General features: G+C 46.6%; 25 protein-coding genes and 1 other RNA gene. 15 read left to right on the top strand and 11 right to left on the bottom strand.

Annotation, left to right across the window (positions count from 1 at the left end):
- The first annotated feature begins 84 nt into the window (after window positions 1-84).
- From E0698_RS08750 to E0698_RS08720, 7 genes are all read left to right on the top strand, one after another.
- The gene (locus tag E0698_RS08750) at window positions 85-1,572 is read left to right on the top strand and encodes a CapA family protein (RefSeq protein WP_192511294.1); all 1,488 of its coding nucleotides are present in this window, start codon (window positions 85-87) and stop codon (window positions 1,570-1,572) included.
- Window positions 1,573-1,646: 74 nt separating this feature from the next.
- The gene (locus tag E0698_RS08745) at window positions 1,647-2,420 is read left to right on the top strand and encodes a glycerophosphodiester phosphodiesterase (protein ID WP_192511334.1); all 774 of its coding nucleotides are present in this window, start codon (window positions 1,647-1,649) and stop codon (window positions 2,418-2,420) included.
- A gap of 35 nt (window positions 2,421-2,455) precedes the next feature.
- Window positions 2,456-3,079 (top strand): fumarylacetoacetate hydrolase family protein, encoded by a 624-nt coding sequence (locus E0698_RS08740; protein WP_192511293.1) that lies wholly within the window; start codon window positions 2,456-2,458, stop codon window positions 3,077-3,079.
- 211 nt (window positions 3,080-3,290) lie between these two features.
- Window positions 3,291-4,097, top strand: a complete 807-nt coding sequence (locus E0698_RS08735; RefSeq protein ID WP_192511292.1) for a DUF92 domain-containing protein — start codon at window positions 3,291-3,293, stop codon at window positions 4,095-4,097.
- Between the two features lie 17 nt (window positions 4,098-4,114).
- Complete coding sequence (locus tag E0698_RS08730) at window positions 4,115-4,699, top strand: TetR/AcrR family transcriptional regulator (protein WP_192511291.1); 585 nt, start codon at window positions 4,115-4,117, stop codon at window positions 4,697-4,699.
- Window positions 4,700-4,819: 120 nt separating this feature from the next.
- Complete coding sequence (locus E0698_RS08725) at window positions 4,820-6,766, top strand: ABC-F family ATP-binding cassette domain-containing protein (protein WP_192511290.1); 1,947 nt, start codon at window positions 4,820-4,822, stop codon at window positions 6,764-6,766.
- Between the two features lie 276 nt (window positions 6,767-7,042).
- Window positions 7,043-8,032, top strand: a complete 990-nt coding sequence (locus tag E0698_RS08720; RefSeq protein ID WP_192511289.1) for an aldo/keto reductase family protein — start codon at window positions 7,043-7,045, stop codon at window positions 8,030-8,032.
- 28 nt (window positions 8,033-8,060) lie between these two features.
- Here E0698_RS08720 and E0698_RS08715 read toward each other — a convergent pair whose 3' ends face one another.
- From E0698_RS08715 to E0698_RS08695, 6 genes are all read right to left on the bottom strand, one after another.
- A complete protein-coding gene (locus E0698_RS08715; protein WP_192511288.1) occupies window positions 8,061-8,951 on the bottom strand; it encodes a LysR substrate-binding domain-containing protein in 891 nt (296 codons plus the stop codon).
- Between the two features lie 72 nt (window positions 8,952-9,023).
- The gene (locus E0698_RS08710; protein WP_192511287.1) at window positions 9,024-10,061 is read right to left on the bottom strand and encodes a M42 family metallopeptidase; all 1,038 of its coding nucleotides are present in this window, start codon (window positions 10,059-10,061) and stop codon (window positions 9,024-9,026) included.
- Between the two features lie 14 nt (window positions 10,062-10,075).
- Complete coding sequence (locus tag E0698_RS08705) at window positions 10,076-10,498, bottom strand: LapA family protein (protein WP_192511286.1); 423 nt, start codon at window positions 10,496-10,498, stop codon at window positions 10,076-10,078.
- Between the two features lie 56 nt (window positions 10,499-10,554).
- Window positions 10,555-12,351 carry an oligoendopeptidase F gene (gene pepF, locus E0698_RS08700; protein WP_192511285.1) on the bottom strand — a complete coding sequence of 599 codons (1,797 nt, stop codon included), beginning with the start codon at window positions 12,349-12,351 and terminating at the stop codon, window positions 10,555-10,557.
- Between the two features lie 199 nt (window positions 12,352-12,550).
- A complete protein-coding gene (locus tag E0698_RS26705) occupies window positions 12,551-12,739 on the bottom strand; it encodes a hypothetical protein (protein ID WP_025686450.1) in 189 nt (62 codons plus the stop codon).
- 7 nt (window positions 12,740-12,746) lie between these two features.
- Window positions 12,747-12,980 carry a hypothetical protein gene (locus E0698_RS08695; protein ID WP_044646374.1) on the bottom strand — a complete coding sequence of 78 codons (234 nt, stop codon included), beginning with the start codon at window positions 12,978-12,980 and terminating at the stop codon, window positions 12,747-12,749.
- Window positions 12,981-13,153: 173 nt separating this feature from the next.
- Between E0698_RS08695 and E0698_RS08690 the strand changes: the two genes are divergently transcribed.
- The 4 genes from E0698_RS08690 to E0698_RS08675 all read left to right on the top strand — a co-directional run bounded on the left by E0698_RS08690 (window position 13,154) and on the right by E0698_RS08675 (window position 16,359).
- Window positions 13,154-13,351 (top strand): cold shock domain-containing protein, encoded by a 198-nt coding sequence (locus E0698_RS08690; protein WP_044646337.1) that lies wholly within the window; start codon window positions 13,154-13,156, stop codon window positions 13,349-13,351.
- A gap of 613 nt (window positions 13,352-13,964) precedes the next feature.
- Window positions 13,965-15,044 carry a tetraprenyl-beta-curcumene synthase family protein gene (locus E0698_RS08685; RefSeq protein WP_134910322.1) on the top strand — a complete coding sequence of 360 codons (1,080 nt, stop codon included), beginning with the start codon at window positions 13,965-13,967 and terminating at the stop codon, window positions 15,042-15,044.
- 23 nt (window positions 15,045-15,067) lie between these two features.
- Window positions 15,068-16,039, top strand: a complete 972-nt coding sequence (pfkA, locus tag E0698_RS08680; protein ID WP_134910321.1) for a 6-phosphofructokinase — start codon at window positions 15,068-15,070, stop codon at window positions 16,037-16,039.
- Between the two features lie 116 nt (window positions 16,040-16,155).
- Window positions 16,156-16,359 carry a DUF3906 family protein gene (locus E0698_RS08675; RefSeq protein ID WP_014280850.1) on the top strand — a complete coding sequence of 68 codons (204 nt, stop codon included), beginning with the start codon at window positions 16,156-16,158 and terminating at the stop codon, window positions 16,357-16,359.
- Window positions 16,360-16,371: 12 nt separating this feature from the next.
- Here E0698_RS08675 and E0698_RS08670 read toward each other — a convergent pair whose 3' ends face one another.
- The 4 genes from E0698_RS08670 to E0698_RS08655 form a co-directional block, all read right to left on the bottom strand.
- A complete protein-coding gene (locus E0698_RS08670) occupies window positions 16,372-17,742 on the bottom strand; it encodes an MATE family efflux transporter (protein WP_192511284.1) in 1,371 nt (456 codons plus the stop codon).
- A 195-nt stretch (window positions 17,743-17,937) separates the two neighbouring features.
- Entirely contained in the window at window positions 17,938-19,116 is a 1,179-nt protein-coding gene (locus tag E0698_RS08665) for a putative glycoside hydrolase (protein WP_192511283.1), read from the bottom strand.
- Window positions 19,117-19,346: 230 nt separating this feature from the next.
- Window positions 19,347-19,535: a hypothetical protein gene (locus tag E0698_RS08660; protein WP_134910319.1), complete on the bottom strand. Its 189-nt coding sequence runs from the start codon at window positions 19,533-19,535 to the stop codon at window positions 19,347-19,349.
- Between the two features lie 172 nt (window positions 19,536-19,707).
- Window positions 19,708-20,529, bottom strand: coding sequence for a YitT family protein (locus tag E0698_RS08655; protein WP_192511282.1), 822 nt, complete (start codon window positions 20,527-20,529; stop codon window positions 19,708-19,710).
- Window positions 20,530-20,854: 325 nt separating this feature from the next.
- Here E0698_RS08655 and E0698_RS08650 point away from each other — a divergent pair, with 325 nt between their 5' ends.
- The 4 genes from E0698_RS08650 (at window position 20,855) to E0698_RS08635 (ending at window position 24,284) form a co-directional block, all read left to right on the top strand.
- On the top strand, window positions 20,855-22,444 hold the full coding sequence (locus E0698_RS08650) for a DEAD/DEAH box helicase (RefSeq protein WP_134910317.1): 1,590 nt from the start codon (window positions 20,855-20,857) through the stop codon (window positions 22,442-22,444).
- A 221-nt stretch (window positions 22,445-22,665) separates the two neighbouring features.
- Complete coding sequence (locus E0698_RS08645; RefSeq protein WP_192511281.1) at window positions 22,666-23,433, top strand: YesL family protein; 768 nt, start codon at window positions 22,666-22,668, stop codon at window positions 23,431-23,433.
- Window positions 23,434-23,485: 52 nt separating this feature from the next.
- Window positions 23,486-23,679: non-coding RNA, 6S RNA (gene ssrS / locus E0698_RS08640), on the top strand.
- Window positions 23,680-23,891: 212 nt separating this feature from the next.
- Window positions 23,892-24,284 (top strand): DUF1499 domain-containing protein, encoded by a 393-nt coding sequence (locus E0698_RS08635; RefSeq protein WP_192511280.1) that lies wholly within the window; start codon window positions 23,892-23,894, stop codon window positions 24,282-24,284.
- A gap of 111 nt (window positions 24,285-24,395) precedes the next feature.
- Here the strand turns inward: E0698_RS08635 and tpx are convergent, their stop codons facing one another.
- Window positions 24,396-24,914, bottom strand: a complete 519-nt coding sequence (gene tpx, locus E0698_RS08630; RefSeq protein ID WP_134910314.1) for a thiol peroxidase — start codon at window positions 24,912-24,914, stop codon at window positions 24,396-24,398.
- Between the last annotated feature and the right edge of the window lie 5 nt (window positions 24,915-24,919).

The following is a 24,919-nucleotide window of genomic DNA, read 5'->3' as shown; positions in this document are numbered from 1 at the left end:
TTTGATATATAATGGAGAAGGTGTTAAAATCGCCGGATCATTTAAGAATGTAATGCATATGCAACAGCATAGAAGGAGTGAAGAATGTACCCTCCCAGATCACAGAAAAATGAAGGTCGAAAGAAAGCAAGGAAGCGAAAAATAGGCAAGGCTTGGATCATCACGAATCTGGTCCTGCTGCTTATGATCGTAGGTCTTTTCGGATATTATTACATATTTGAACATGGGAAGAATAGCTCTCTTGCGGAAAACGCCGGACTATTGCAACAGGAGAACAAGGGCAAAACGGATTCAGCGGGTGGAGGACAGTCTTCTAGCCCGATAAGAGAGAACGTTACAGCCGTTTCAAATGAACAACCGGACGACAGCTCCAATGGAGATGAGCACGCTGCTGAAGATAAGACAGAGCAACCTTCTGATACTGCTACAGTTACAGACAGCCGCCCCGCGACCTCATCTGACACAAGTGCTGCCGAAGGCAAATCGTCAGAATCAGGATCATCTTCGGAGAAAGACGGGCAATCACCGGACAGCTCTTCAAATAAGGATGCATCGGACAGTGGGAAATCTACTGACCCCAACGAATCGGAGCAGGTGAGGAAAGCCGCATCGGATGGAACAGCTTCACCGACAGTCACGCTTCATTTTGTAGGGGATGTGCAGTTTTCCGGTAAGGTTGAGCAGCGGTTGGAAAAGAACGGATTTGATTTTCCATATCAATATCTCGGTAATCTGTTTCGCAAGGACGATCTGACGATAGCCAATCTGGAAACGCCGGTTACAACCGCGGGCGTGGGTGCGCTGAATAAAACGTATGTGTATAAGTCTTCTCCCAAGGCGTTGACTGCGTTGGCTGCGGCAGGAATAGACGCTGTAAATTTGGCCAACAATCATATTTTGGATCAGGGCACAGACGGTTTACTGGATACGCTGAAATATTTGAAGGAAAACGATATAGCGTATACCGGAGCCGGGCGTAATGCAAAAGAAGCGTATGCTCCGCACTATTTTGAGCGTAAAGGTATTAAAATTGCATTGCTGGGCGCTACACGGGTTATGCCCGAGGCCAACTGGAATGCAGGCGCCAAACAGCCCGGTGTTGCAGGAGCCTACGATTCGACCGCGATTGTGAAGGCGATTCGCGAAGCGCGCAAGCAGGCTGATTTGGTCATTGTCATTGCGCATTGGGGCAAGGAGCGCGCTACTGCACTGGAGCCTCATCAAACCGAGCTATCGCACGCTTTTATTGATGCAGGGGCAGATCTCGTAATCGGAGGTCACCCGCACGTACTACAGGGCATGGAGCAGTATAAAGGCAAATGGATTGCATACAGCACAGGAAATTTTATTTTTTCTAAATCTACAGTACCAGCCACCTGGGATACAGCGATATTTCAGGCAACTTGTACCCGAGCTGGGGCTTGCAGGATGAAGCTGACTCCTTACCGGGCGGAGCTGGGGCAACCAGTTCCAATGAAGGATGCGGAGGCCAGCAAAATTTTGCAAGGAGTAGCGGCGATGTCACCGACTAATGTTTCTGTAGGCGCAGACGGTACAGTAACCGCTCGATAGTTGTCGAAGGAAATCTTTTACACGAGGCTGGTCTGTATTGAGGCTACCACTTGTGGATGGAGGTCATTACCGGAATGGACAATTTGTGCGTGGCTCACCGCGGTTTTTCAGGAATTGCTCCCGAGAACACGTTGGCGGCTTTTAAGCTTGCAATAGATCAGCCGTTTGTGCGCTGGATTGAGCTGGATGTACAACTGTCGAAGGACGGCGTTCCGGTGGTCATTCATGATTTCACGCTGGAGCGCACGACTAACGGCACAGGTCGGGTGAAGGATACGGACTGGAAAGAGCTGAAACGACTGGATGCAGGTGGCTGGAAAAGCACGGAATATCAAGGTGAAAGCATTCCTGCTCTCGCACAAGTGCTGGATCTGTGTCGTGGCCGCGTATCGCTCAATATCGAGCTAAAAACCGCAGGAGATATGTATCCAGGGCTGGAGAAGGCCGTACTCCGTGAAATTGTGGCGCGAGATATGGAGAATGAGGTGGTATTGACCTCTTTTGAGCGTTCGGCTTTACGTCGGGCCAAAGAGCTGGCTCCAGGTATCCGTACCGGGCTAATTATCGATGCTCGTCCGGACGATCTGGCAAAGCAGTTGGAAGGGCTGCAATGCTCTTTTCTATCCATGGGCTACCCGCGTTTGGATCGAAAGCTGATGAAAGACTTGACCGGACGCGGTATCACTGTCATGGCATGGACGGTGGATGACCGTAGCATGATGCGGAGATTGGCCTCGTTACATCCTGAATTGATGATTTGTACCAATTGGCCGGATCGCTGGGAGCAGGTTTTTTTGCATTCCAAGCACCGGATGTGGCACTATATACGTAATCTATTTATTAAATAATGGGACTATATACGCGGGAAGGGTGACGGGTCGTAATGAACGTGGAAATTCGTAATGTCTACTGTGTCGGGCGCAATTATAAGCTGCATGCCGAGGAACTGGGAAATGAGGTTCCTACAGAACCGATGATTTTTTTAAAGCCTTCTCATGCGGTAGTACCGCTGGATGAAGCAACACTGGAGCTTCCTAAAGATCAAGGAGACATTCATTACGAGACTGAGCTGGTTGTGGCTGTGGGTCGTAATTACGAACCGGGTATGTCTGCGGAAGCGATTCTGAATGCTTTTGCCTTCGGAATTGATTTTACCCTGCGTGATGTACAAAGCGTTCTTAAGAAAAAGGGTCACCCATGGACGGCGGCTAAAGGGTTCAAATCTTCTGCTCCCGTTACACCGTTCTTGCCTTTAGAGAAACTGGACACACTGGAGGAGCAGGATTTTTCATTGCTCAAAAATGGACAGGAAGTACAGCGCGGTCATATCAAGGATATGATTTTTTCCATCCAGCATATCATTGATTACATAGGGAGTCATTATGGACTGGGTGAGGGCGATATTATTTTCACAGGCACTCCGGCAGGTGTAGGGCCAACCACGAGTGGAGATCGTTTCGAGCTATTTTGGGGAACTGACCGTCAAGGAAGCTGCACAATCGGTTAAGCTGATGCGTGGATAGTATGAATGAAGATGATTAAAAAGGGAGTTCTTTTGGTAGTTGGGCAGTATGGAGTGATTCTCGTACGCAAGAATGTAAGGGCCGTGTCCTGTGCCATAGCATGGGACACGGCTTTTATATAAGTGTAGAGCGTTGTACAATAATATACGAACTGAAAAATGAAAAACGAGATTCATTTCAAAGTGGGGGTATATCATGGATTGGATCATCGGATTGCTTGGCGCTGCTATAGTGGCGGGGGCTGCTTTTTATAAAAAATCCTTAACCTTATCGGGCTTTGCGGCAGCTGTGCTGATGGGAACCGTGTATTATGGTGCAGGTAACCTATTTTGGTTTGGGACCTTGCTCCTATTCTTCATTACATCGACCTTGCTGTCGAGGTTCAAAAAGGAGCGCAAGGCAGAGCTTGAAAAATCGTATGCCAAAACCGGAAACCGGGATGCAGGACAGGTATGGGCCAACGGGGGATTAGGTATGCTGCTGTGCCTGGGATATGCGATCTGGCCTCATGTTGCCTGGCAGTTGGCTTTTGTTGGCGTCATGGCTACAGTCACGTCGGATACGTGGGCAACGGAATTTGGCAGCCTGAGCCGCAAGCCGCCTCGCTCGATACTGAATGGCAAGGTGCTGGCACCTGGAACCTCGGGAGGTGTATCTTCTCTGGGGACGGCTGCGGCTTTGGCTGGGGGCGTGCTGATTGGAATAGGGGCATGGGTCTTTGGATACGCCGCAGGAATGCCGGGCCTGCCACTGTGGCTGTGGGCACTGATCGGAGGAATATCTGGCAGCGCGGGGGCTTTTGCCGATTCCTATCTGGGTGCTACGGTGCAAATGATGCGCTTCTGCACGGTTTGTGATCGGGAAGTAGAGGTAGACTCTCATTGTGGACAACCGACGGTTGATGTGCGGGGATGGCGCTGGATGAGCAATGATCGAGTGAACAGCATTAGCTCCATCTTCGGGGGGCTGGTCGCTCTGGCAGGAATTCTGTTTATACTTTAATACAGGGAGGTGCGAAGATGGGCGGTATACATGGAGATAAATATGAGGCTATTTTGGACGCCGCTTATACAATCTTCGGCACCAAAGGCTTTTATGAAAGTAAGATTTCCGAGATTGCAGAACAGGCGGGTGTTGCCAAAGGCACGGTATATTTGTACTTCAAAAGCAAAGAACAGCTTTTTACAGCGGTTACGCGCAGAGATTGCGAGCAATACCTGGCCGAAATGCAGGGCGCACTGGCTAACCGCGCTTTGGGAGAGGGACTGCTGCGAATGGCAAATCTGCACTTACATTACTACTACAAGCGCAAGCAGCATACTAAGTTGTTTTTTATGACTCCGAACAATGACCCTGATTTAATGGAGTTTATGCGCGGATTTATTCAGGATTATACCGATATGGTCAAAAACAAACTGGCTTTGGAGGGTGTGCAGCAGCCTGAGCTTCATGCGAAGGCTTTCATTGGCATGATGGAGCGCCTCAAAATGGACATTTTACTGGATAAAGATTTCCGTGAATGCGATGTGGATCAGACGGCTGAATTTGCGACTAACTTGTTTATGTACGGCTGTGAAGCCGGGAGCGGGATACGCAGACCGTGATATTGTAAAGCTAGAAACCGTACTGACCTCGTTCAGATCACGGTTTTTTTAATCATTTGGTGTGACTGTGTTAAAATAAACAAGATGCATCACAAAATAGGGGAAGAGTAGGGAATCCGTATGAATATTATGACCGTTGAACATATAACGAAAAGCTATGGTGAAAAAATGTTGTTTGAGGATGCTTCCTTTGGCATGGATGAACGTGACAAAATAGGGGTCGTTGGTGTGAATGGCACTGGTAAATCAACGTTTTTACGCGTGATTTCCGGCTTAGAGCCACCGGATGATGGCAATATTGCGGTCAACAACGGTGTACGCATTCAATATTTGGCGCAAAATCCGGAGTTTGACCCCGAGGTGAAGGTACTCCAACATATTTTCCACGGCAACCAGCCAGAAATGAAGGCGGTGCGCGAATATACAGAAACGATGGAGATGCTGGAGCTGAATCCGGGCAGCGAGGAGCTTCAAAACCGCCTGTTGCGGGCAAGCCAGCAAATGGATACGCTCCAGGCATGGCAGTTGGAGAGTGAGGCCAAAAACATACTGACCCGGCTGGGTATCACGCAGTTTGAGGCACGTATGGGAGTGCTCTCTGGTGGACAGCGTAAACGTGTTGCTTTGGCAGCAGCCTTGATCCAGCCCTGTGAGCTACTCATTCTGGATGAGCCTACCAACCATATTGATAATGAGTCGGTTGAATGGCTGGAGCAGTATTTGCAGAAAAGACGCGGCGCGTTGCTGATGATTACGCATGATCGCTATTTTCTGGATAGAGTGGCAACTGTCATGCTAGAGCTGGATCATGGTCGACTTTTCCGCTATGAGGCCAACTATACCCGTTTTCTGGAGCTAAAGGCAGAACGCGAGGAACGGGAATCATCTTCGGAGCAAAAGCGGCAAAACCTGTTGCGCAATGAACTAGCATGGATTCGCCGGGGGGCAAAGGCCCGTTCGACCAAGCAAAAAGCGCGTATTGAACGATTTGAACAGCTTAAGGATCAGCAGCCGGAAGCTCGTTCCGGGTCTGTAGACATGTCGGTTGCCTCAACGCGTCTCGGTAAGAAAATACTGGAGCTGGATCACCTGTCCAAATCGGTAGGTTCCCGTAAGCTGATTCAGGATTTGAGCTATATCGCTGTGCCCGGTGACCGGGTCGGGATTGTGGGTCCCAATGGTAGCGGAAAATCGACTCTGCTCCAAATGATTGCACAGCGTGTAGAAGCGGATTCAGGCAGTGTGATCGTGGGACCGACCGTGAAGCTCGGTTATTTTACCCAGGAACATCAGGAAATGAACGAATCGCTGCGTGTCATCGAATACATTAAGGAAGAAGCCGAAGTGATCCGGACAGCAGATGGTTCGGCTATTACAGCCGCGCAAATGCTGGAGCGTTTTCTGTTTGCGCCAAGCGCGCAATGGACGGTCATTTCCCGGTTGTCAGGGGGCGAGAAACGGCGCTTGTACCTGCTGCGTGTGCTGATGTCCGCACCAAATGTATTGTTACTGGATGAACCGACGAATGATCTGGATATTCAGACTCTTTCCGTGCTGGAGGACTATCTGGATGAATTTCCGGGTGTTGTTTTTATCGTTTCCCATGACCGGTATTTCCTGGACCGCACGATAGACAAGGTACTGGCATTCGAAGGAGAAGGACAGGTGCGTGTGCATGTGGGCGATTATAGCGAGTATGCAGAATGGATCAGTAAAAATGCTCCATCCGCTGCGAATTCGTCTGTCTCGGCGGGTACTTCTTCTGCTCAGTCTTCCACGTCTAAGTCTGCGGATGCTTCGGATTCAGTTAAGGAGACAACCAAAACCAAGCTTAAATTCACCTTTAAGGAACAGCGGGAATATGAGCAAATTGACGAATTGATCGAACAGGCTGAGGAGAAGTTGGCTAGCATCCAGCGACAGATGGAAGAGTCTTTCAATGATTCCGCACGACTACAGGAGCTTATGGCTGAGCAAACGAAGGCCGAACAGCATTTGGAGCATCAAATGGAGCGCTGGACCTATCTGAACGAGCTGGCCGAGCAGATCGAACAAAGTAAATCTTAAAATACGAAAAAAGTATATTGCGTGAATCGTTTTTTCGTCGTTACTTAAAAAAGCAAGTCTCTGTAAGCAATGGAGACTTGCTTTTTTGTGTTTATTCCAGTACATCGGTCGTGGAAATAACTCATGTCCTGACTTGGAAACTCGAAGCTACCTAACATTATGCAAATGTATGAATTTATTAATATGTTTTTCATATTATTAAGAAGTTTATTATATATTTCTAATATTAAAACTTGCTTGCTATAATCAAATTTATATAGAAGGGAGGAATTCAAAATGGAATATCGTAAACTTGGAAAAAGCGGTTTGGGGGTAAGCGAGATAGCATTGGGAAACTGGATAACCCACGGTGCACAAGTGGATGACACCACAGCGAAAGCATGTGTCCATGCTGCATTAGATTCAGGAATCACAACGTTTGATACTGCTGATGTTTATTCAGAAACGATGGCGGAAACGGTTTTAGGTCATTCTTTAAAGGGAATACGACGTGAAAGTATTGAACTATGCACAAAGGTTTTTCATCCAACAGGTACCGGACAGAATGATAAAGGGCTATCCCGCAAGCATATTATGGAGGCCTGTCATGCTTCCCTTCGACGCTTGCAGACGGATTATATTGATGTTTATTATGCACATCGTTTTGATCCAACCGTATCGCTTGAAGAGACATTTTTGGCATTATCCGACTTGGTTCGTCAGGGGAAGGTTTTGTATGTAGGGGTGAGCGAGTGGACAGCAGACCAGATAAAGCAAGGAGCGGATTTAGCGAGAGAGCTAAAGGTCCCCTTCGTGGCAAGTCAACCCCAATATTCCATGCTATGGCGTGTCATTGAAGCTGAAGTGATTCCCGCTTGTGAGCAGGAAGGAATTGGACAGGTCGTTTGGTCACCTCTGGCACAGGGTATTCTTTCAGGCAAATATGCAATAGACAAGCCGCTTCCTGAGGGTTCACGTGCTTCTACGACAGCAGGTTCACCATTTTTCGCACGCTTGGCCGGACAATGGTTACGTAAAGAGGTCCTTAAGGCAGTGGAGAAGATCCGGCCGATTGCACAGGAATATGGTTTAACGCTACCACAGCTTGCAGTAGCATGGGTTTTACAAAACCCGCAAGTGTCCTCAGCTATTATCGGTGCTTCCAAGCCAGATCAGGTTAAGGAGAACGTAAAAGCTACGGGTGTTCGTCTGGATGGAGAGGTTATGAGACAAATGGATAGTATTTTAAACGGTGTTGTTGAACGTGATCCGAGTAAAACAGGTTAAGACTACGCGCTGACGGTAGTTTACATGTCTAATTACTATTACACACTGTTTCTTCAACCACCTCCAGAAAATGAGTCAGAACAGCGTCATTCGCATCTGTTTTCCATGCAGCGTAAAGCGGGATGGACGGAGAATCTTCGTGAAAAGAACGAAATACGACATCACTACGTTGGAAAACAGAAACGGAAGAGGGAACAATGGAGATGCCTATACCAGCAGCTACCAAATTAACGATTGTATACATTTGAACGGCTTCCTGTACGATTTGGGGCTGGAATCCATGTTGTCCGCAAAAGTCTAATATGAGGTCATGAAAAGATGCTCCCATATGAGGTGGAGACAGGATAAAAGATTCTTCCGCTAAAGAACGTAAAGACAAGGTTGGATGGAGGGCTAGCGGATGTGTTGCGGGAAGTACGGCGATGAGTGATTCGTTGGTGTAGAGCTGAGAGGTGATATGTATAGATGGATCTGCCCAGCGCAGGAAGCCCACATGAACTTTGCCTTCGTGTATAGCTTTCAGTTGTTGGGCAGATGTCATTTCAAACAACGTAAGCTTCACGTCTGGAAAACGCTCCCGGAATTTCTTTAAGGCGTTAACCATCAGACCGCCAGATGCCGAATCAACAAAAGCGATGGATAAATGTCCGAATTTCCCCTGACTTGCAAGCTGTGTCATTTTAATGGATTTTTCCAATTGAGAAACCATGTTTCTGGATTCTTCTAAAAAGATGGCTCCTGCGGACGTAAGTCGAACTTGCCTTTTGGTTCGTTCCAAAAGTTTCACGCCAAGCTCTTCCTCAAGGCTTTGGATTTGTTGGCTCAAGGGGGGCTGGGTGATATTCAGTTTTTTTGCAGCACGATTAAAATGTAGTTCTTCCGCCACTGCGATAAAGTAACGTAGTTTTTTCAGATCCATAGCTGTGATTTCCTTTCGCCAAGCCTTCGCCGGCCTATTCTCAGTGGAACAGGCCGGTCGTCATCGTTCGGATTAAACCGTTACATAAGCCGCAAGCAGACGGGCGGTGTTCACTACAGCCTGCTTGTGCGTACGCTCCATCGCATGGGAGGCGTGTACGCCAGGGCCGATCAGCGCAGCGCGGATATTGTTGCCTGCTTTCAGCGCGGCCGAAGCGTCCGAACCATAGTGCGGATAAATATCAACCGCATACGGGATATTCAGCTCCTTGACCAGCTCAATCAGGCGAGTCGTCATGTCATAATCATAAGGCCCGGAAGAATCCTTGGCACAAATGGATACATCCGTCTCCTTGCAACTCAGATCCTCGCCTATGCAGCCCATATCGACGGCAATCATCTCGCTGACACCCTCGGGGATGTAAGCAGCCCCGTGACCGACTTCCTCATAGTTGGAAATGAGCAGTTTAACGGTATGACGGGGCTTCCAGTCTTCGCGTACAGCGGATTCCAGTAAACCAAACAGTGCAGCCACGCTGGCTTTATCATCCAGATGCCGTGACTTGATAAAGCCGCTGGGTGTCACGACCGGACGGGCGTCGAACGAAATAAAATCGCCTACCGCAATGCCGAGCTGGAGCACGTCTTCTTTAGATTCGACAAGCTCGTCGATCCGCACCTCCATATGACTTTCCTTGCGTTCAAAGCTACGTGCATCATCATAGACATGCACAGACGGATGGCTCGACAGAATCGTGCCTGTATATGTTTGTCCGCTTCTGGTATGAATCAGGCAGTATTCGTTCTCGATGCTGTTCATCATAAAACCGCCGACAGATGTCAGCCGCAAGGTACCATGACTGGTTATTGAGCGTATCATCGCACCCAATGTATCCACATGCGCGCTCAGCGCAACGGTACGGTCTGTTTGCTGGCCCTCCAGGGTCAAGATGGCCCCGCCCTTGGCGTTCCATTCTATGGGTACCCCAAGGCTTGCGGCTTCCTTACGGATCAGTTCCATCACATGATGTGTGTAGCCGCTGGGACTGGGGGTGTTCAATAGTTGATTCAGAAAGGTCATGATATAATTTTCGTTCAGATGAATCGTCATGTTGTTGCTCCTCCTCATTTGGACAACCGGTCAAGGTCAGAGGACGTTTGCTCTGTATCCTTGTCAGATGTAGACACCGCACTGGACGAACCAGACGTGTTATAGGCCGTATCCGCATATGCTTCCACAGCGGGTGTATGTTCTTCTTGCAGTGTATGAAGCTGGGTGTTCAGACGTTTGAGTTCTCTCTGAAGCTTATATTGACGGAAAATACCGAAGGAACCGACGATAAGCCCTCCAAGAAGAGTGCAGCCGAGAATAAGCAAAATCAAAGGAACATTGACCGTACGAAATAGTAGATTTACTTGGACCGATTTCACGTTAATGACAGCGAATACTGCCGTTAACAAAGCGATAACAAGAGCTGCGATCAGAGACCATTGTGTTTTCAAAATGCCACCTCCTTCCGCTACATTATAAAATCCCTTGCCCGTCATGGACAAGGGATTTATCCGTGCATCGTTTTAATGCCGGATTTTAATCGTGTATAGTTTTACTTTCCGGCGGTCAGCTTTTCCATTTCCGTAATAACTTCCTCGAATACGCTCATCGCTTCGCGGATCGGTTGCGGAGAGGACATATCCACGCCGGCCTTCTTCAAAATATTAATCGAGTAATCGCTACCGCCGCTCTTCAGGAATCCTAAATAACGGTCAACGGCTGGTTGGCCTTCTTCCAGAATCTGTTTCGAGAAACTGGTTGCCGCAGAGAAGCCGGTAGCATATTTGTAGACATAAAAGCTGTTATAAAAATGGGGGATACGGGCCCATTCCATTTCAATGTCTTTGTCTACTTTCATACCAGAGCCGTGATATTTCACATTCAGATCATAATAAATCTCTGATAGAAGCTGCGGTGTAAGGGACTCTCCCTGTTCTGCCCGCTCATGTACGATTTTCTCAAACTCCGCAAACATCGTTTGACGGAATACCGTCGTGCGGAATTGGTCCGCATAGTAGGTGAGAAGGTACATTTTCTCTTTTGGATCGTTAGACTTTTTCAGCAAGTAATCCATCAGCAACGCTTCATTGGTTGTAGATGCTACTTCAGCCAGGAAAATAGTGTACTGGGCATCCCGATATTTCAACGCATTATCCGAGTAATACGAATGCAGCGCGTGTCCCATCTCATGAGCGAGCGTAAACATGCTGTTCAGGTTATCTTTATGGTTCAGCAGCACATAAGGATGAGTACCGTAAGCACCCCAGCTATATGCGCCTGTACGTTTATTTTCATTTTCGTACACATCAATCCAGCGATCATCGTAGCCTTTTTGCAACGAAGCCAGATAGTCCTTGCCCAGCGGCTTTAGACCTTCCTTCGTTTGCTTTTTAGCATCTTCATACGAAATGTCAAGCTTGTATTCGTCCACAAGCGGAGCGAACAGGTCATACATATGAAGCTCATCCACGCCCAGCAGCTTTTTGCGCAACTTGATATAACGGTGCAGCAAAGGTAAGCTCTCGTGAATGGTATCAATCAGATTGGAGTACACTTCCTTCGGAATATTGTCACCGTATAACGACATTTCTAATACGGAAGGGTATTTGCGAACACGGGAATAAAAAACATTTTTGTTCACATTGGCACTTAATGTGGAAGCAATCGTGTTTTTATTCTTGGCATAAGTGTCGTACACCGCTTTAAAAGCACGCTCACGTACTTCCCGGTGCGGACTTTCTAGGAATTGAATATAGCTGCCATGCGTCAGTTCAACCTCTTTGCCGTTCTCGTCCTTTATCTTTGGAAATTTCAGATCCGCATTGTTCAGCATACCGAAAATAGTTTGCGGTGCTTGAGCCAGGTTACCCACCTGAGCCAGCAGGGCTTCTTCCGATTTACCCAGAATATGCGCTTTCTCCCGTTTCATTTCCTGAAGTGTAAAGCGATAATCTGCCAGCTTCGGATCTTTAATCAATGCATCGAGCTGATTGTCGGGCAGCGCCAAAATTTCAGGTGTCACGAAAGACAGGGATTCACTGACCTCAACGCCTAATTTTTTGGCTTTTTGCGAAAGGCCCTGATATGTAGGTTCAGCCGTATCCTCGTCATGATGCAGGTGGGCGTACACATATACGCGCTCGGTTTTAAGCGATAGTTCATCTTCCAGCTTAAAGCAGTTGACAATTGCTTCCGCTGAATTCAGCTTGCCTTGGAATTGTGTAGCTTTTTTGGCTAGTTGTTTGACTTCTTCGTACTCTTGATCCCATGCTTTGCGGTCTGGAAACAGGTCTTCAAGCTTCCAGGTATTTTCCACAGATGCGTCTGCGCGTTTTACGATTTCACTCATTGAGAGCCTCCTCTGATCGAACGAAATGTGGGGTGGGGCTGCGGCGGTACGGGGCGGCTGCCAAAACGAAGAAACCGCCACGCTGACCGTGAGCAGCAGAGCAAGAGGTTTTGTGGCATGCATGTAACGGCATATCCTCCTTATACCATGGCTTGTTATGCCATAGTATGACCTCCTGCGCCCAAAAGTATAATTTTCTTTACCTTGGGTCGGAACCTATATTTAATAAGCTGTATACAATAAGATAAAAGGCAAAGCAAACCATGATAACGGCAGTGAGGGCCATCCACTTTTTGAGAGGAGCCGGTAACGTATCACGTTTCATGATCAGCACTCCGCCCAGCGTAAAAGCCAGAATAATGAAGATGAGAAAGCTATTGGATACCATGAATGCGCTATACCTGTTTGAAAGCGTTCATGATCTGCTGCCACTCTTCCTCGTTATCTTGAAAGGACTGCTTGGGAAACCGATTTTGAGCCCAATGCATCAGCGCTGGACGGCTCAAAAACGTGTGAGCTTCTTCGCCCCAGTCATCGGATATTTCCCGTAGAACGATGTAACGGCCCTGCACCTCGACAGTCATCATGTTCCAATTGTCTTTTTTGTATATTTCGTGTTTTTTCATCATATGCATGTCTCCGATTTTAAAGATGTTTTGGTTCATGATACCGCAGTTTCCGCCGCAAAAGCAAATCATTCCAGCCTGTAAAAGCCCTCAAAACATCAATTGCATTGTGAAAAAGCATGAAGTATAATATGGATATTCGCCATAGATGGCGGTATTTTTAGGAGGTTGTTCACTTGAAAGGTACAGTAAAATGGTTTAACGCAGAAAAAGGTTATGGCTTCATCCAAATGGATGGTGGCGAGGACGTATTCGTACATTTCTCCGCAATCCAAGGCGACGGCTTTAAGACTTTGGAAGAAGGTCAAGCGGTTGAATTCGAAATCACTGAAGGTAACCGTGGACCCCAAGCAGCTAACGTAAATAAACTGTAAGTGTAACTGAATTGTAAGAATTGTTCCGTCATACGGATGTCTTATATATTACGGTTAAACGATGAATTGAGAGCGCAGTTCCTTATAATTTAAGGGACTGCGCTTTTTTGCGTAAAAAAGTTTATGATATGAGAAGGCTGAACTGGAATAGGGTATTATACCGTAATGGAAAAAAACATTAGTCATTATTGTAGAAGTTGAGAAGATGAGCGCAGCAGAGGCGAGTCGTAAACCTTCCTTGACCAAGGGTCCAATTACCAAAACACTGTTATCTCAGCAGTGGCGGTCATTTTCTATTATGCTTTTGGAAAATGGAAGCAGGCCAACATGGGGGATGCCTTTCAAGGCTTGAAGCCCGTAGAGGATGAGGGATAGGCAGGGCTTTTAACCTATTTTGAGATTAATAATTTTATCAGGGTAAATTTTGTTTAATTTCAATTTTTGTGCATTTGGTTATGACAGGTATAAAGATTTTTTGTGAAAATGGCTCATTTTTCTTAAATATTAAAGAAAAAGTGAGGTTGTTCATTTGTGCTAAAAGGACGATCATATTATAATGAGTATGGTTTGGATAGGTATAATTACGTAGACAACAATGTGGAGGCACCGTCATTTGAGTTATGTTGAGCAAGGACGTTATCAAGTTCCGAGAGGCCCCATAGGTCTAATGAGCCGAATGTACAAGCACATTCTCCCTGAAACGAAGCAGGAATTGGGAAATTGGAAACACAAGGCTAAACAGATTCCGGATCCCGAGCTGAGAAGTCAGGCACTTGCAAGCATAGCAGAAAAGACGTTTCACTGTGTAGGCGGGGCGGTTTATGCCGCAGGGAATATGTCTGCCCGGCAGACGTTAATTCCGCTTATTGTGGCGTACCAGACGATTAGCGATTATCTGGACAACCTGTGTGATCGCAGCACGTCCATGGACCCGGATGATTTCAGGCTGTTGCATCAGTCTATGCTGGATGCGGTCAACCCCGCAGCTAAGCCAGTGAATTATTACGCTTTGCGTCGTGAGCAGGAGGATGGCGGTTATTTGACCGGGCTGGTGACAACCTGTCAGTCTTGTGTAAGCAGGCTTCCTGGCTATGAGGCGGCAATGCCTTACGTTCAGGATTTGGCGGGATTATACACGGATTTGCAAGTTTACAAGCATATTAAACCCGAATTGCGCGAACAAGCGCTATTGGATTGGTGGTCGGTTCATAAGGACCGTACACCGGAGTTGCGCTGGAACGAATTTGCTGCTGCTACCGGTTCAACCCTGGGGGTATTTATGCTGTTTCTTGCTGCTAGCGACCAGCATCTCACGGATGCGGGGGCTGCCTCAATACATGTATCGTATTTTCCACATGTGTGCAGTCTTCATATTTTGCTGGATTATCTAATCGATCAAGACGAAGACCGGAAGGGCGGAGATCTTAACTTCTGCAATTATTATGAAGATACCGACATGATGCTGGACCGGATCGCCTATGTTGTGAATCGGGCGCGGGTTGATATTGCAGATGTCCCTGCCAGCTCCTTTCACCGGATGATTATCGAGGGATTGCTGGCGTTATATTTATCCGACCCCAAAGTTAGCGAGCAGCAAGAAGTGCGCGCGGTTTCGAAACGTTTAATGAAAAACAGTCCGCTCATGCGTTTGTTTTTCTTTTTAAACAGTCGATGGATAAGAAGGCTTTTATGAACATTTTGAGGAGGTCATAAATCATGACAGCAGTTAAGAAAATCGCAGTATTAACGAGTGGTGGAGATTCACAGGGGATGAACGCCGCAGTTCGCGCCGTTGTGCGCAGCGGCTTGTATTTTGGACTTGAAGTATTCGGGGTTCAGCGCGGATATCAGGGACTGCTGAATGATGATATTTTTCCGATGGATCTGAGAAGTGTCGGAGATATTATCCAACGTGGGGGTACTGTACTTCAATCTGCCCGGTGTCTGGAATTTACGACCGAGGAAGGACAGAAGCGAGGCGCTGAAATTTTGCGTAACCGTGGAATTGATGGCTTAGTCGTGATCGGTGGCGATGGTTCCTATCAAGGAGCTAACAAACTGACCAAACAAGGAATTAAAACAATGTGCCTTCCAGGTACGATTGACAATGACATTTCCTTCACCGACTACACGATTGGTTTTGATACGGCGGTTAGTATCGTAGTGGACGCCATCAACAAACTGCGTGATACGATGTCATCCCATGAACGTTCTTCTATCGTAGAAGTTATGGGACGTCATTGCGGCGATATTGCTTTGCATGCAGGTCTGGCTTCCGGCGCAGAAACGATTTTGGTGCCCGAAGTAGAGTTTGACCTGAATGAAGTATCTGATCGGATGAAGCAAAACTTTAAGCACGGCAAACGCCACAGTATCATTATCGTTGCTGAAGGCGCAGGCAAAGGTGAAACCGTAGCACAGGTAATCCAGGAAAACTGTCCGGATTATGAGCCGCGTGTAACGGTGCTTGGACACATTCAACGTGGAGGCACACCAACCGCATTTGACCGTAATCTGGCAAGCCGTTTGGGTGACTTTGCTGTTCGTCAATTGATTGAGGGTATATCGGACAAGGCTTGCGGAACGATTGATGGCAAGCTGGTAGCCACTGATATTGACAAGGTCGTAAATACGAAAAAAGATTTCAATATGGAGCTTTACGAGCTGGCCTTGCGCTTGTCCCAATAATAATTAGCTGTTTTATGTACCAGATTGATTCACATCTGGGAATTCTTAAACTCATGCGGATGACCCGAGTCATCCGCTTATTTTTTAACATTTAAAGCAGGTTTGGAGGGGAATAAATGTATTTGTTCAAAATCGAAGTGGACAGCTCGGAAGGAGCCTTAACCGTTATTCTCGTTGCGGAAAATGAGGAGCAGGCATTTCAGGCGGTGGACCAGCATGTGGAGAGACATTTTCTGTATCCTCCAAAGCTGAACGAAGTAGCTATTGTGGAGAAAAAAAGAATAACTTCGGGTACTGCATATGTCATGGAAACACGCTGATACACGCAAAGGCTAAACAGCCTCTACGTGTTGTTTTTTTTCGGCAAAACGTCGTTGTACAACCAGCAGGCGGAAGAGAAGGGACACTGCTCCCGCGGCCAAACCTGTAATCAAGCCGATCCAGTAGCCGTAGGGACCAAATGATGTCCAACCTGAGATAATATATCCTACAGGAAGTCCAATAACCCAATAGGCCAGAAACGTAATCAGAAAGGCCGAATTGACATCCTTATATCCACGCAGTGCTCCTTGAGTAGGTGTAGCGATAGCGTCGGATATTTGAAAGAAAATCGCATAGAGCAGGAAATGTTGCGCTAACTGAATAACCTGTGGATCGGTGGAGTACAGCCTGGCGACCTGTTCGCCCCAGATCACAAGCACAACAGCCGTGATCAATGACAGACCAACCGCACTGCTGATTCCCATTACGCTGTATATTTTTGCATCCCGCGGCCGTCCTGCCCCCACCTCATACCCGACCAGAATCGTGAGCGCCATACAAATACTGAGCGGAATCATATATAGTGTTGTCGCAAAGTTCATAGCGGCCTGATGAGCCGCAATTGTTGCCGTATTATAACTGCTCATGAAGAGAGTAACAGCTGCGAAGACAGCCGTTTCGAAAAAGATCGCAAAGCCGATGGGTACCCCGATTTTGATAAGCTCTTTCCAGGCACTAATAGCAATGCCGTATATCTTGTTGAAAATCCCGTATTCGGCAAATATCTTTCCCCGATGTGCGGTGATGCCAGCAACAAGCATAACAATCCAGTACGTGGCGGCAGTTGCCACTCCGGAGCCCACACCCCCCAGACGAGGAAAACCCCAGTTTCCATAAATGAGTAAGTAGTTCAACAAGACATTGATGGGCAACGACATCATCGTGATGGTCATCGTAAACCGGGTTTGTCCCAGTGCATCCATAAAGCTCCGTAGGACCGTATAAGCAAAGAGCGGGGCAATGCCGAAGGCCATCCCACAAAGGTAGTACAAGGCCACATTATGAACCCTCAACTCCAGATTCATCCCGTGCAGAATGGGCTTAACGAGAAAAATACCTGCAATCAGAACAATCATCGATAGAGTGAGCGAGAGCCATAGGGCCTGAATGACATAGTAAGAAACCTTGTCCTTGCGCTGTGCTCCAACCAATTGGGATACAATAGGGGTGATGGCCATAAGTATTCCGTTGAGGCCTGTTTGTACAGGGACCCACAGACTCACTCCGATGGCTACACCAGCCAAATCGGCAGAAGAAAAGTGTCCCGACATATTAGTATCAAAAAAAGTCATCGCGGATAGTGCAAGTTGTGTTACCAGAATAGGGAGAAAAATGTTAAAAAGCTGCTTCCATTTTTGGCTGTTAGTTAGCGTCAAATGCATGTTTATGTCCTCACTTACTTGGAAGTTATCAATCGTATATATCATAACGTGTCAAGTATTTATTGTAAGGGATGTAGCAGCATTTGAACAGCAACAAAAGACTGCACCCATGATCAGACGAATGGGGCAGCCTTGGAAACCTTTAAATGATTTGGTGTATTGTGTAGAAATAATGATAAGACCGGGATACATGGATTATTTGTACATTACTCCGCTAGTATAGCGGTTTGTAGCATTCCAGAGTAAATATTCGTCAACCTTCATATCCTTGAGCGCTCGAATTTGATCCTCGACCTGGGTTTTACCATATTTGGCATAATGACCGCTTCCCAGCCAGCTTGCGGTAAAATCCTGAATCCATGGACGAATGATTGGTTTCAGCTTGCCTGTCGGGTCAAGCTTTTTGTGCGTATCTGCCATCGAGCCTTTAATGGTCTGGTACGGATTTTTGTCAGGGTCTTTTACACCGAACCAGCCTGTTGTATAGTGACTTGGATAAACCATAGGAGAAATGACATCCACATTTTCTGAAATTTTGGCGAAATCCTGTCCGATTCCTTCCGCAGCGGGAACGGATGCGGCATACCCGAAAATATCTACTGATACCCGCACACCCAGTGGAGCAAGCTCTTTACGGGCATATTGCACGAACTCAGCGACTGCATCTACACGTGATTGATTGGATTTGGTATATTTCAGCTTGTCGGCTCTTTTCTCAAAGCCTTCAGGGAAACGTACATAGTCAAACTGAATTTCCTTGAAGCCCAGCCTTGCCGCCTCTCTGGCAATAGCAATATTATAATCCCAAACCTCTTTATTGTAGGGATTAACGAAGCCATCTCCTTTGCCGTTTTTCCAGACAGAGCCGTCAGGATTACGAAAGGACATTTCGGGATTCTTGTTGGCTAATACCGTATCTTTAAATACAACAATACGGGCAATCGGGTACACGTTATGCTTTTTCAATCGCTCCATCAAACCGGAGATATCCCGAATAAATTTTTGCGGCTTGCCCAATTTCATCAGCTCGGGATTGGTCGTTGGATAAGTGATGTAACCTGCATCATCCTTAATATCAATAACCATGGAATTGAGCTCTGTTTTGTCGAGCAGTTCAAGCAGCTGGGTCATACGCGAACCGCCTGCACTATAAGCCGTAACATAGATGCCCTTGATAGCAGGAGTCGTCGGCTGTGGGTCAATTTTAACCGGAGGATTGGAGGCATCCACCTTCATATTACTGTGCTGAGCCTGAATCATCGCGCTGCTAATTGTCGTTGCCACCGTATCTTTTACATTTGGGGCGTTGGCTGAATGATCCCCGTTTCCGCCTATTCCCATTGCCAATAGCATAATTGCCCAAATCATATTCATTTCCTAACTCTCTCCCTTATGTAAGTCGCTTACCTGATTATACGTAAAGTTATGTATCGAGAAACAACACGGTTGTAACCAATACTGGAATCATCAGGCACAGTCTTACATGATTAACCCAACCCTTGTTCATTGAATCCGTAAAATGGCATAAATAATGCCGCTTTCTTCGTGGCTGCGGACTGCAACCGGAAGAAGCGGCACTTGGTGGAGAGATTTAATGAAGATGTTTACTGAAGATACGTATTGTCCTGATGCTCACAAATACTGTACTGAATAATTTCGAGCGCATCCATGGGCTTGAGAATGGCCATCCCGTCCCGAAGTACAATCATCGAGTTCAGCTCATTCTTTTTGAGAAACGGGAGCATTTCTGGATACCATCTCAAGACAATGTCGGACAGTTTTACCGTTTCCATTTCCACAAAAATCACCCTTTCCTGCTCGGAATCATTCCATAAGAATCATTCGGTACGAATCGGAAAAGCAAAGTGCCTGTGAAATAGCAGGTAAAGCTGGTCTTTATATAATATGGGAACAGCGCACGTATAGTGTACCACAGAAACTGCATTTTGACACTTGGGCTCGTGCTTATCTTCGGCGGAATGAGCCCATAACCCCTACCGTTTCTACGATATTAACAAAAGCAGAAGGGTCTACTTTCTTAATAATGCGTTTCAGTTCTGCCAGCTCGTAGCGTGTTGTAACTGTCATCAGCATATCCTTTTCGGTATGAGAAAATGCACCTTCAATTTTAATTTTACTGACTCCACGCGGCGTTGTCAGCATTCGGCTGAGCAGCTTCTCTGTATGCTCAGTAATGATGTAAACGGTTATTTTAGTGTGACTCACATAAATCTGATCCAACACCTTGCCGGTCACGAAAATGGATAACATGGATGCAAGGGCAACATTCCAGTCCTGGTTCAGATATCCCGCTGCCAGAATAACCAGCCCATTCAAACCGACGAGCACAGTCCCTACAGGGAAATCGCGGTAACGGGTGACGATGGAGCCGATAATGTCAAAACCGCCAGTAGACCCCCCCACCCGAAAGGAAATACCAGCTCCAACGCCAATCAGCACTCCACCAAAAACGGAGGCCAGCAGCGTATCTTTAACAAGGGCATGCACAGGAATCCAGGCCAAAATCCATGTCGTGGCGACAACAGACAAAATACTCATACTAATAAATCGTTTCCCTAAAATAAACCAGCCTGCAATGAGCATCGGAATGTTTAGGACAAAATACATCACGCTGATATCGAATTTTGTAAAGTAGCCAATTAACATGGAAAGCCCTGCTACTCCGCCGCTCAGCAGGTGGTGCGGCACGAGAAACAGATTAAAACCGCTTGCTATAGCAGCGGCTCCCAAAATGACAACAAAACAGTTTAAAACTATTTTTAACAACGTTTTTTCACCTCATTTAAAATATACGGACAGTAACTTGCTGGTATTCATGAATTGTTTTGTGTTATAATGCGATGTGGATATTCTTGAGTAGGGACCTTCTGTCCAGAGAAACACTTAAAATTTAAACTGTTTTAAAAAGGATAAATTCGTTTAAGATGTATCGGATAAGGTTAACCGAGTTTATACAGAAAGATGCAGTTATAGGCCTTAATAAACTGTCACTGTATTGGGTAAACCTATACAACAATATCGCTACTTAAGAATACAGACAACATTGTGGATTGTCCACCACATCCACCATTATGAAGGAGTTTGAATAAATTTGACGACATTTGCAGAATTTAATCTTGAACCGAAAGTACTTGAGGCGATTACAGAGCTTGGTTTTGAAGAAGCGACACCGATTCAATCCCAATCCATCCCTCTTGCGCTGCAAGGAAGAGACATGATTGGCCAAGCCCAAACAGGTACGGGTAAAACCGCAGCTTTTGGTATTCCGTTGATCAGCAAAATCTCTAAAAACGACGACAAAATCAGAGCCCTGATTATGGCTCCAACACGTGAGCTTGCCATTCAGGTAGCTGAAGAAATCGAAAAACTTTCCCGCTTCAAAGGTCTTCGCACTCTGCCAATCTATGGCGGTCAAGATATCGTGCGCCAGATTCGCGCTTTGAAAAAGAAACCTCAAATTATCATTGGTACACCAGGTCGCTTGCTCGACCATATCAACCGCAAAACCATCAAGCTGGAAGACGTAAACACCGTTGTTTTGGATGAAGCAGATGAAATGCTGGATATGGGCTTTATGGAAGATATCCAATCCATTCTGAAGCAGGTTCCGGACGAGCGTCAAACGATGCTTTTCTCGGCTACGATGCCTCCTAATATCAAAAAATTGGCTGAACAGTTCCTTAAAAACCCTGAGCATGTTTCAGTTATCCCTAAACAAGTTAGTGCTCCACTGATTGATCAGGCCTACATTGAAGTTCCTGAACGTCAAAAATTCGAAGCTTTGAGCCGTTTGATCGACATGGAATCCCCAGAACTCGCTATCGTATTCGGTCGTACCAAGCGCCGGGTAGACGAGCTGGCTGAAGCGCTGCAAAAACGTGGATATTCCGCAGACGGTCTGCATGGTGACTTGTCTCAGAACCAACGTGATGCCGTAATGCGCAAATTCCGCGACGGAAGCATTGACGTGCTCGTAGCAACTGATGTAGCTGCCCGTGGTTTGGACGTTTCCGGTGTAACCCATGTTGTGAACTTTGACCTTCCGCAAGATCCGGAAAGCTATGTTCACCGTATTGGACGTACCGGACGTGCAGGTAAAGAAGGAGAAGCATGGTCTTTCGTAACGCCTCGTGAAATTGATCATCTGCATTTCATTGAGCGTGTAACTCGTCACCGTATTGCGCGTAAGCCGCTTCCAACTTTGGCTGAAGCTTTGGAAGGCAAACAACGCATCATCGCAGAACGTCTCCTCGAGGCTGTAGAAAGCGGTGAGCTGAACGAATACAAAGGCTTGGCTATTCAAATGCTGGAGCAGTATGACTCCGTACAACTTCTCTCCGCAGCTCTGAAGCTGATGACTGGCGAGAAGAGAGAAGGGTCTATTGAGCTGACTCCGGAAGATCCAATTCGTGCAAAACGTCGTAAACCGGATGTTCGTTCCGGCGGACGCAAGCCGTCTAACTACAGCGGACGCAGCAACGGTGGTTATAACTCCAACCGTACTGGTGGCAGTGGTAGTGGCAGCAAAGGCGGATATGGTGGCTACAATCGTGGCAGCAAAGAAGGCGGTAGCTACAACCGTGATTCCGCGAGCCGCAATAGTGGAGATCGCAGACCACGTCCAAGCAGTAGCGGAGAAACTCGTCGTCCTGCAAGACGTGAAGATTCCTCTTCTGAATAAAAATTGAAATAACAGCAAAGCCGAAGTGAATGCTCGCTTCGGCTTTTTGCTATGAGATCAAAAAGTGCAAACTTCTTAGCAACCTGCTTCGACGGTTGAAGTGTTGATTTCACTGGCGCATTGGGGATGAAATACGGTATGATATAGTCAACAGCCGGAATTTACAGGCACAGCAACATGAGCCGTGGAACTGCCAGGGCTTGCGGAGGGAGAGACTAACGTTGGAGTTTAAAGGAGCTATGGGTGGTATTTATCGCCTGACTGAATGGATTACCAGACTGGCGGCTACCAATTTGTTATGGGTGTTATGCTCGTCGCCTTTTATTTTCTGTCTCATACTCAAACTACTTGTGATGAATCAGAACTTGGCTAATGAATCTTTACAAATGAACTGGGCGATGGCTGTTTTGGCACCGCTTACTTTATTTCCGGCTACATCAGCCATGTTTACCGTCGTCCGCAAATGGGTAATGGGCGATACGGATGCAGGTGTGTTTCGTATCTTCTTTAAAGGATACAAGGAAAACTATAAGCAGAGCCTGATCGGAGGCATCTTTTACACGCTACTGTTTGTCATTATGTATGTGGATTATACCGTGTATATGACGCAGCTCAGCAATTTGCAAATTGTAGGCATTATCATGCTTATTCTCATTATTATTTTGCTCGTATCCATGTTTAACTTTTTCTCGATGGTTGCTCATTATCATATGTCCAGCGGACAACTGATCAAAAATGCGGTCTTGCTGACGCTCATTCGACCGTTCCGTGTATTTTCTACCATGCTCGGTAGCGCGATTGTTATCTTTATTGGAGTCAAATACCCTGTGCTGTTCTTGTTCTTCATTGGTAGTGTGGTGGCCTGGTTCGCTTTCTTTAATTTTTATGGAACGTTCCTCAAAATGCAGGATCAGATGGAAAAGATGAAGCAAAAAGACGAAGAGGCAGGTATCACGGAAGACAAGAAAAGTGATAACCTCCAAAAATAAAACAGATTTCTCCTAGCATTTACTTTCCGAGTGAGAAGCGCTATAATAAGGTCACATCCTGCGATGCACGTTACGGTCATTTGTTGTTTTGAACCAATGACAATGTCTAGGGAGATCAATACGGGTGGACAGCTGAAAAGCCCTGTCAATTCTGACAAGGGGACTTCAAAAGTTTGTCCTGCGATCACCCACCTGCTAAAGCAGGTTCAGAAGACGCTATGGTCGGACGGCATCGGCGGGTACTCTATAACGTAATCAATACACCCTGATACTGCTCCGTGCAGAAACAGGGTGTTTTTTGTATGTAATAATGCTAAAATAAGAAATAAGGTACTCAATCGCATACCACAGGTATGATCGGGTTCACTTTGTTGCTTTAACGTTTTTATAAAGCGCTTGCATCAAAGGGAAATCGATGTGCTGTATTCAGCAACGATTATCGTGAAGGAGGAAATGTCTTGTCGTTAAAGAGGACTCTGGTGGGGATTGTGCGCAGCCAAGAAGGTACAAGCGACCGGGTCAAAGACCCCCAAATGAAGACACGCTATTATAACTTATCGAGAGACAGGGCCTGGGAAGAGGTATCGTCCGTTTTAAAAAAGATTCCTGGATACAAGGTGCTACATGAGGTGCCATCCGTAGGTGAGATTACGCTTGAGAAGCGAACGGCATTCGGCAGAACTGTCGACATTACCGTTTCTATATTGTCCGTCTCGCCAGTTCGGAGTGCTGTGGATATTTATTCCGCTTCGCGCGGATCGCTGGGGGACATGGGTGCAAATTATCGCATTATTTTGCAGTTGTTTGCCGTGATTGACAAGAAACTGTCCGCTCATAAGGTCGTACAGTGATTGCGGACGTGTGAGCAGCAACGTGGCAGACCAACGTCAAAAAAAGCGAGGAAGGCAACCCTTCACTCGCTTTTTTAATATTCGAATCAGCCTTAATGTAAGCAGAATGAATTAGACGAGCTTCTTCACCGCTGCAATCGCTTGATCATAGTCAGGATGCTCGGACATTTCGCTCAGATATTCTACATAAGCGATTTTATCGTTTTGATCAATCACGAAAATAGCGCGATGATCCAGATGGAATTCCTTAATAAACACGCCGTAGGCTTCGCCGAAGGAATGGTCCTTGTAATCGGACAGTGTCAATACACGGTCAATACCCGCAGCACCGCACCAACGAGCTTGGGCAAACGGCAGATCCACGCTGACAGTCAGTATTACGACTTGATCTCCGAGAGAATCCGCTTCTTGATTAAAACGACGAGTCTGTGCGTCACACACGCCTGTATCAAGAGAAGGAACAACGCTGATTAGCTTGACTTTACCTGCAAAATCTTGAAGCGTAGCAGCTTCCAGCAGATTTTTTTGCAATTTAAAATCAGGGGCCTGATCTCCAACTTTCAGTTCAGGACCCACGAGAGTCAAAGGATTGCCTTTAAAAGTAGCAGCTTCTTTACGTTCTTGTGCCATATGTA

Origin of the sequence: Paenibacillus sp. 23TSA30-6 (genome assembly GCF_014858585.1) — a bacterium.
Classification (GTDB): Bacteria; Bacillota; Bacilli; order Paenibacillales; family Paenibacillaceae; genus Paenibacillus.
This window is presented reverse-complemented; position numbering and strand designations above follow the sequence as displayed.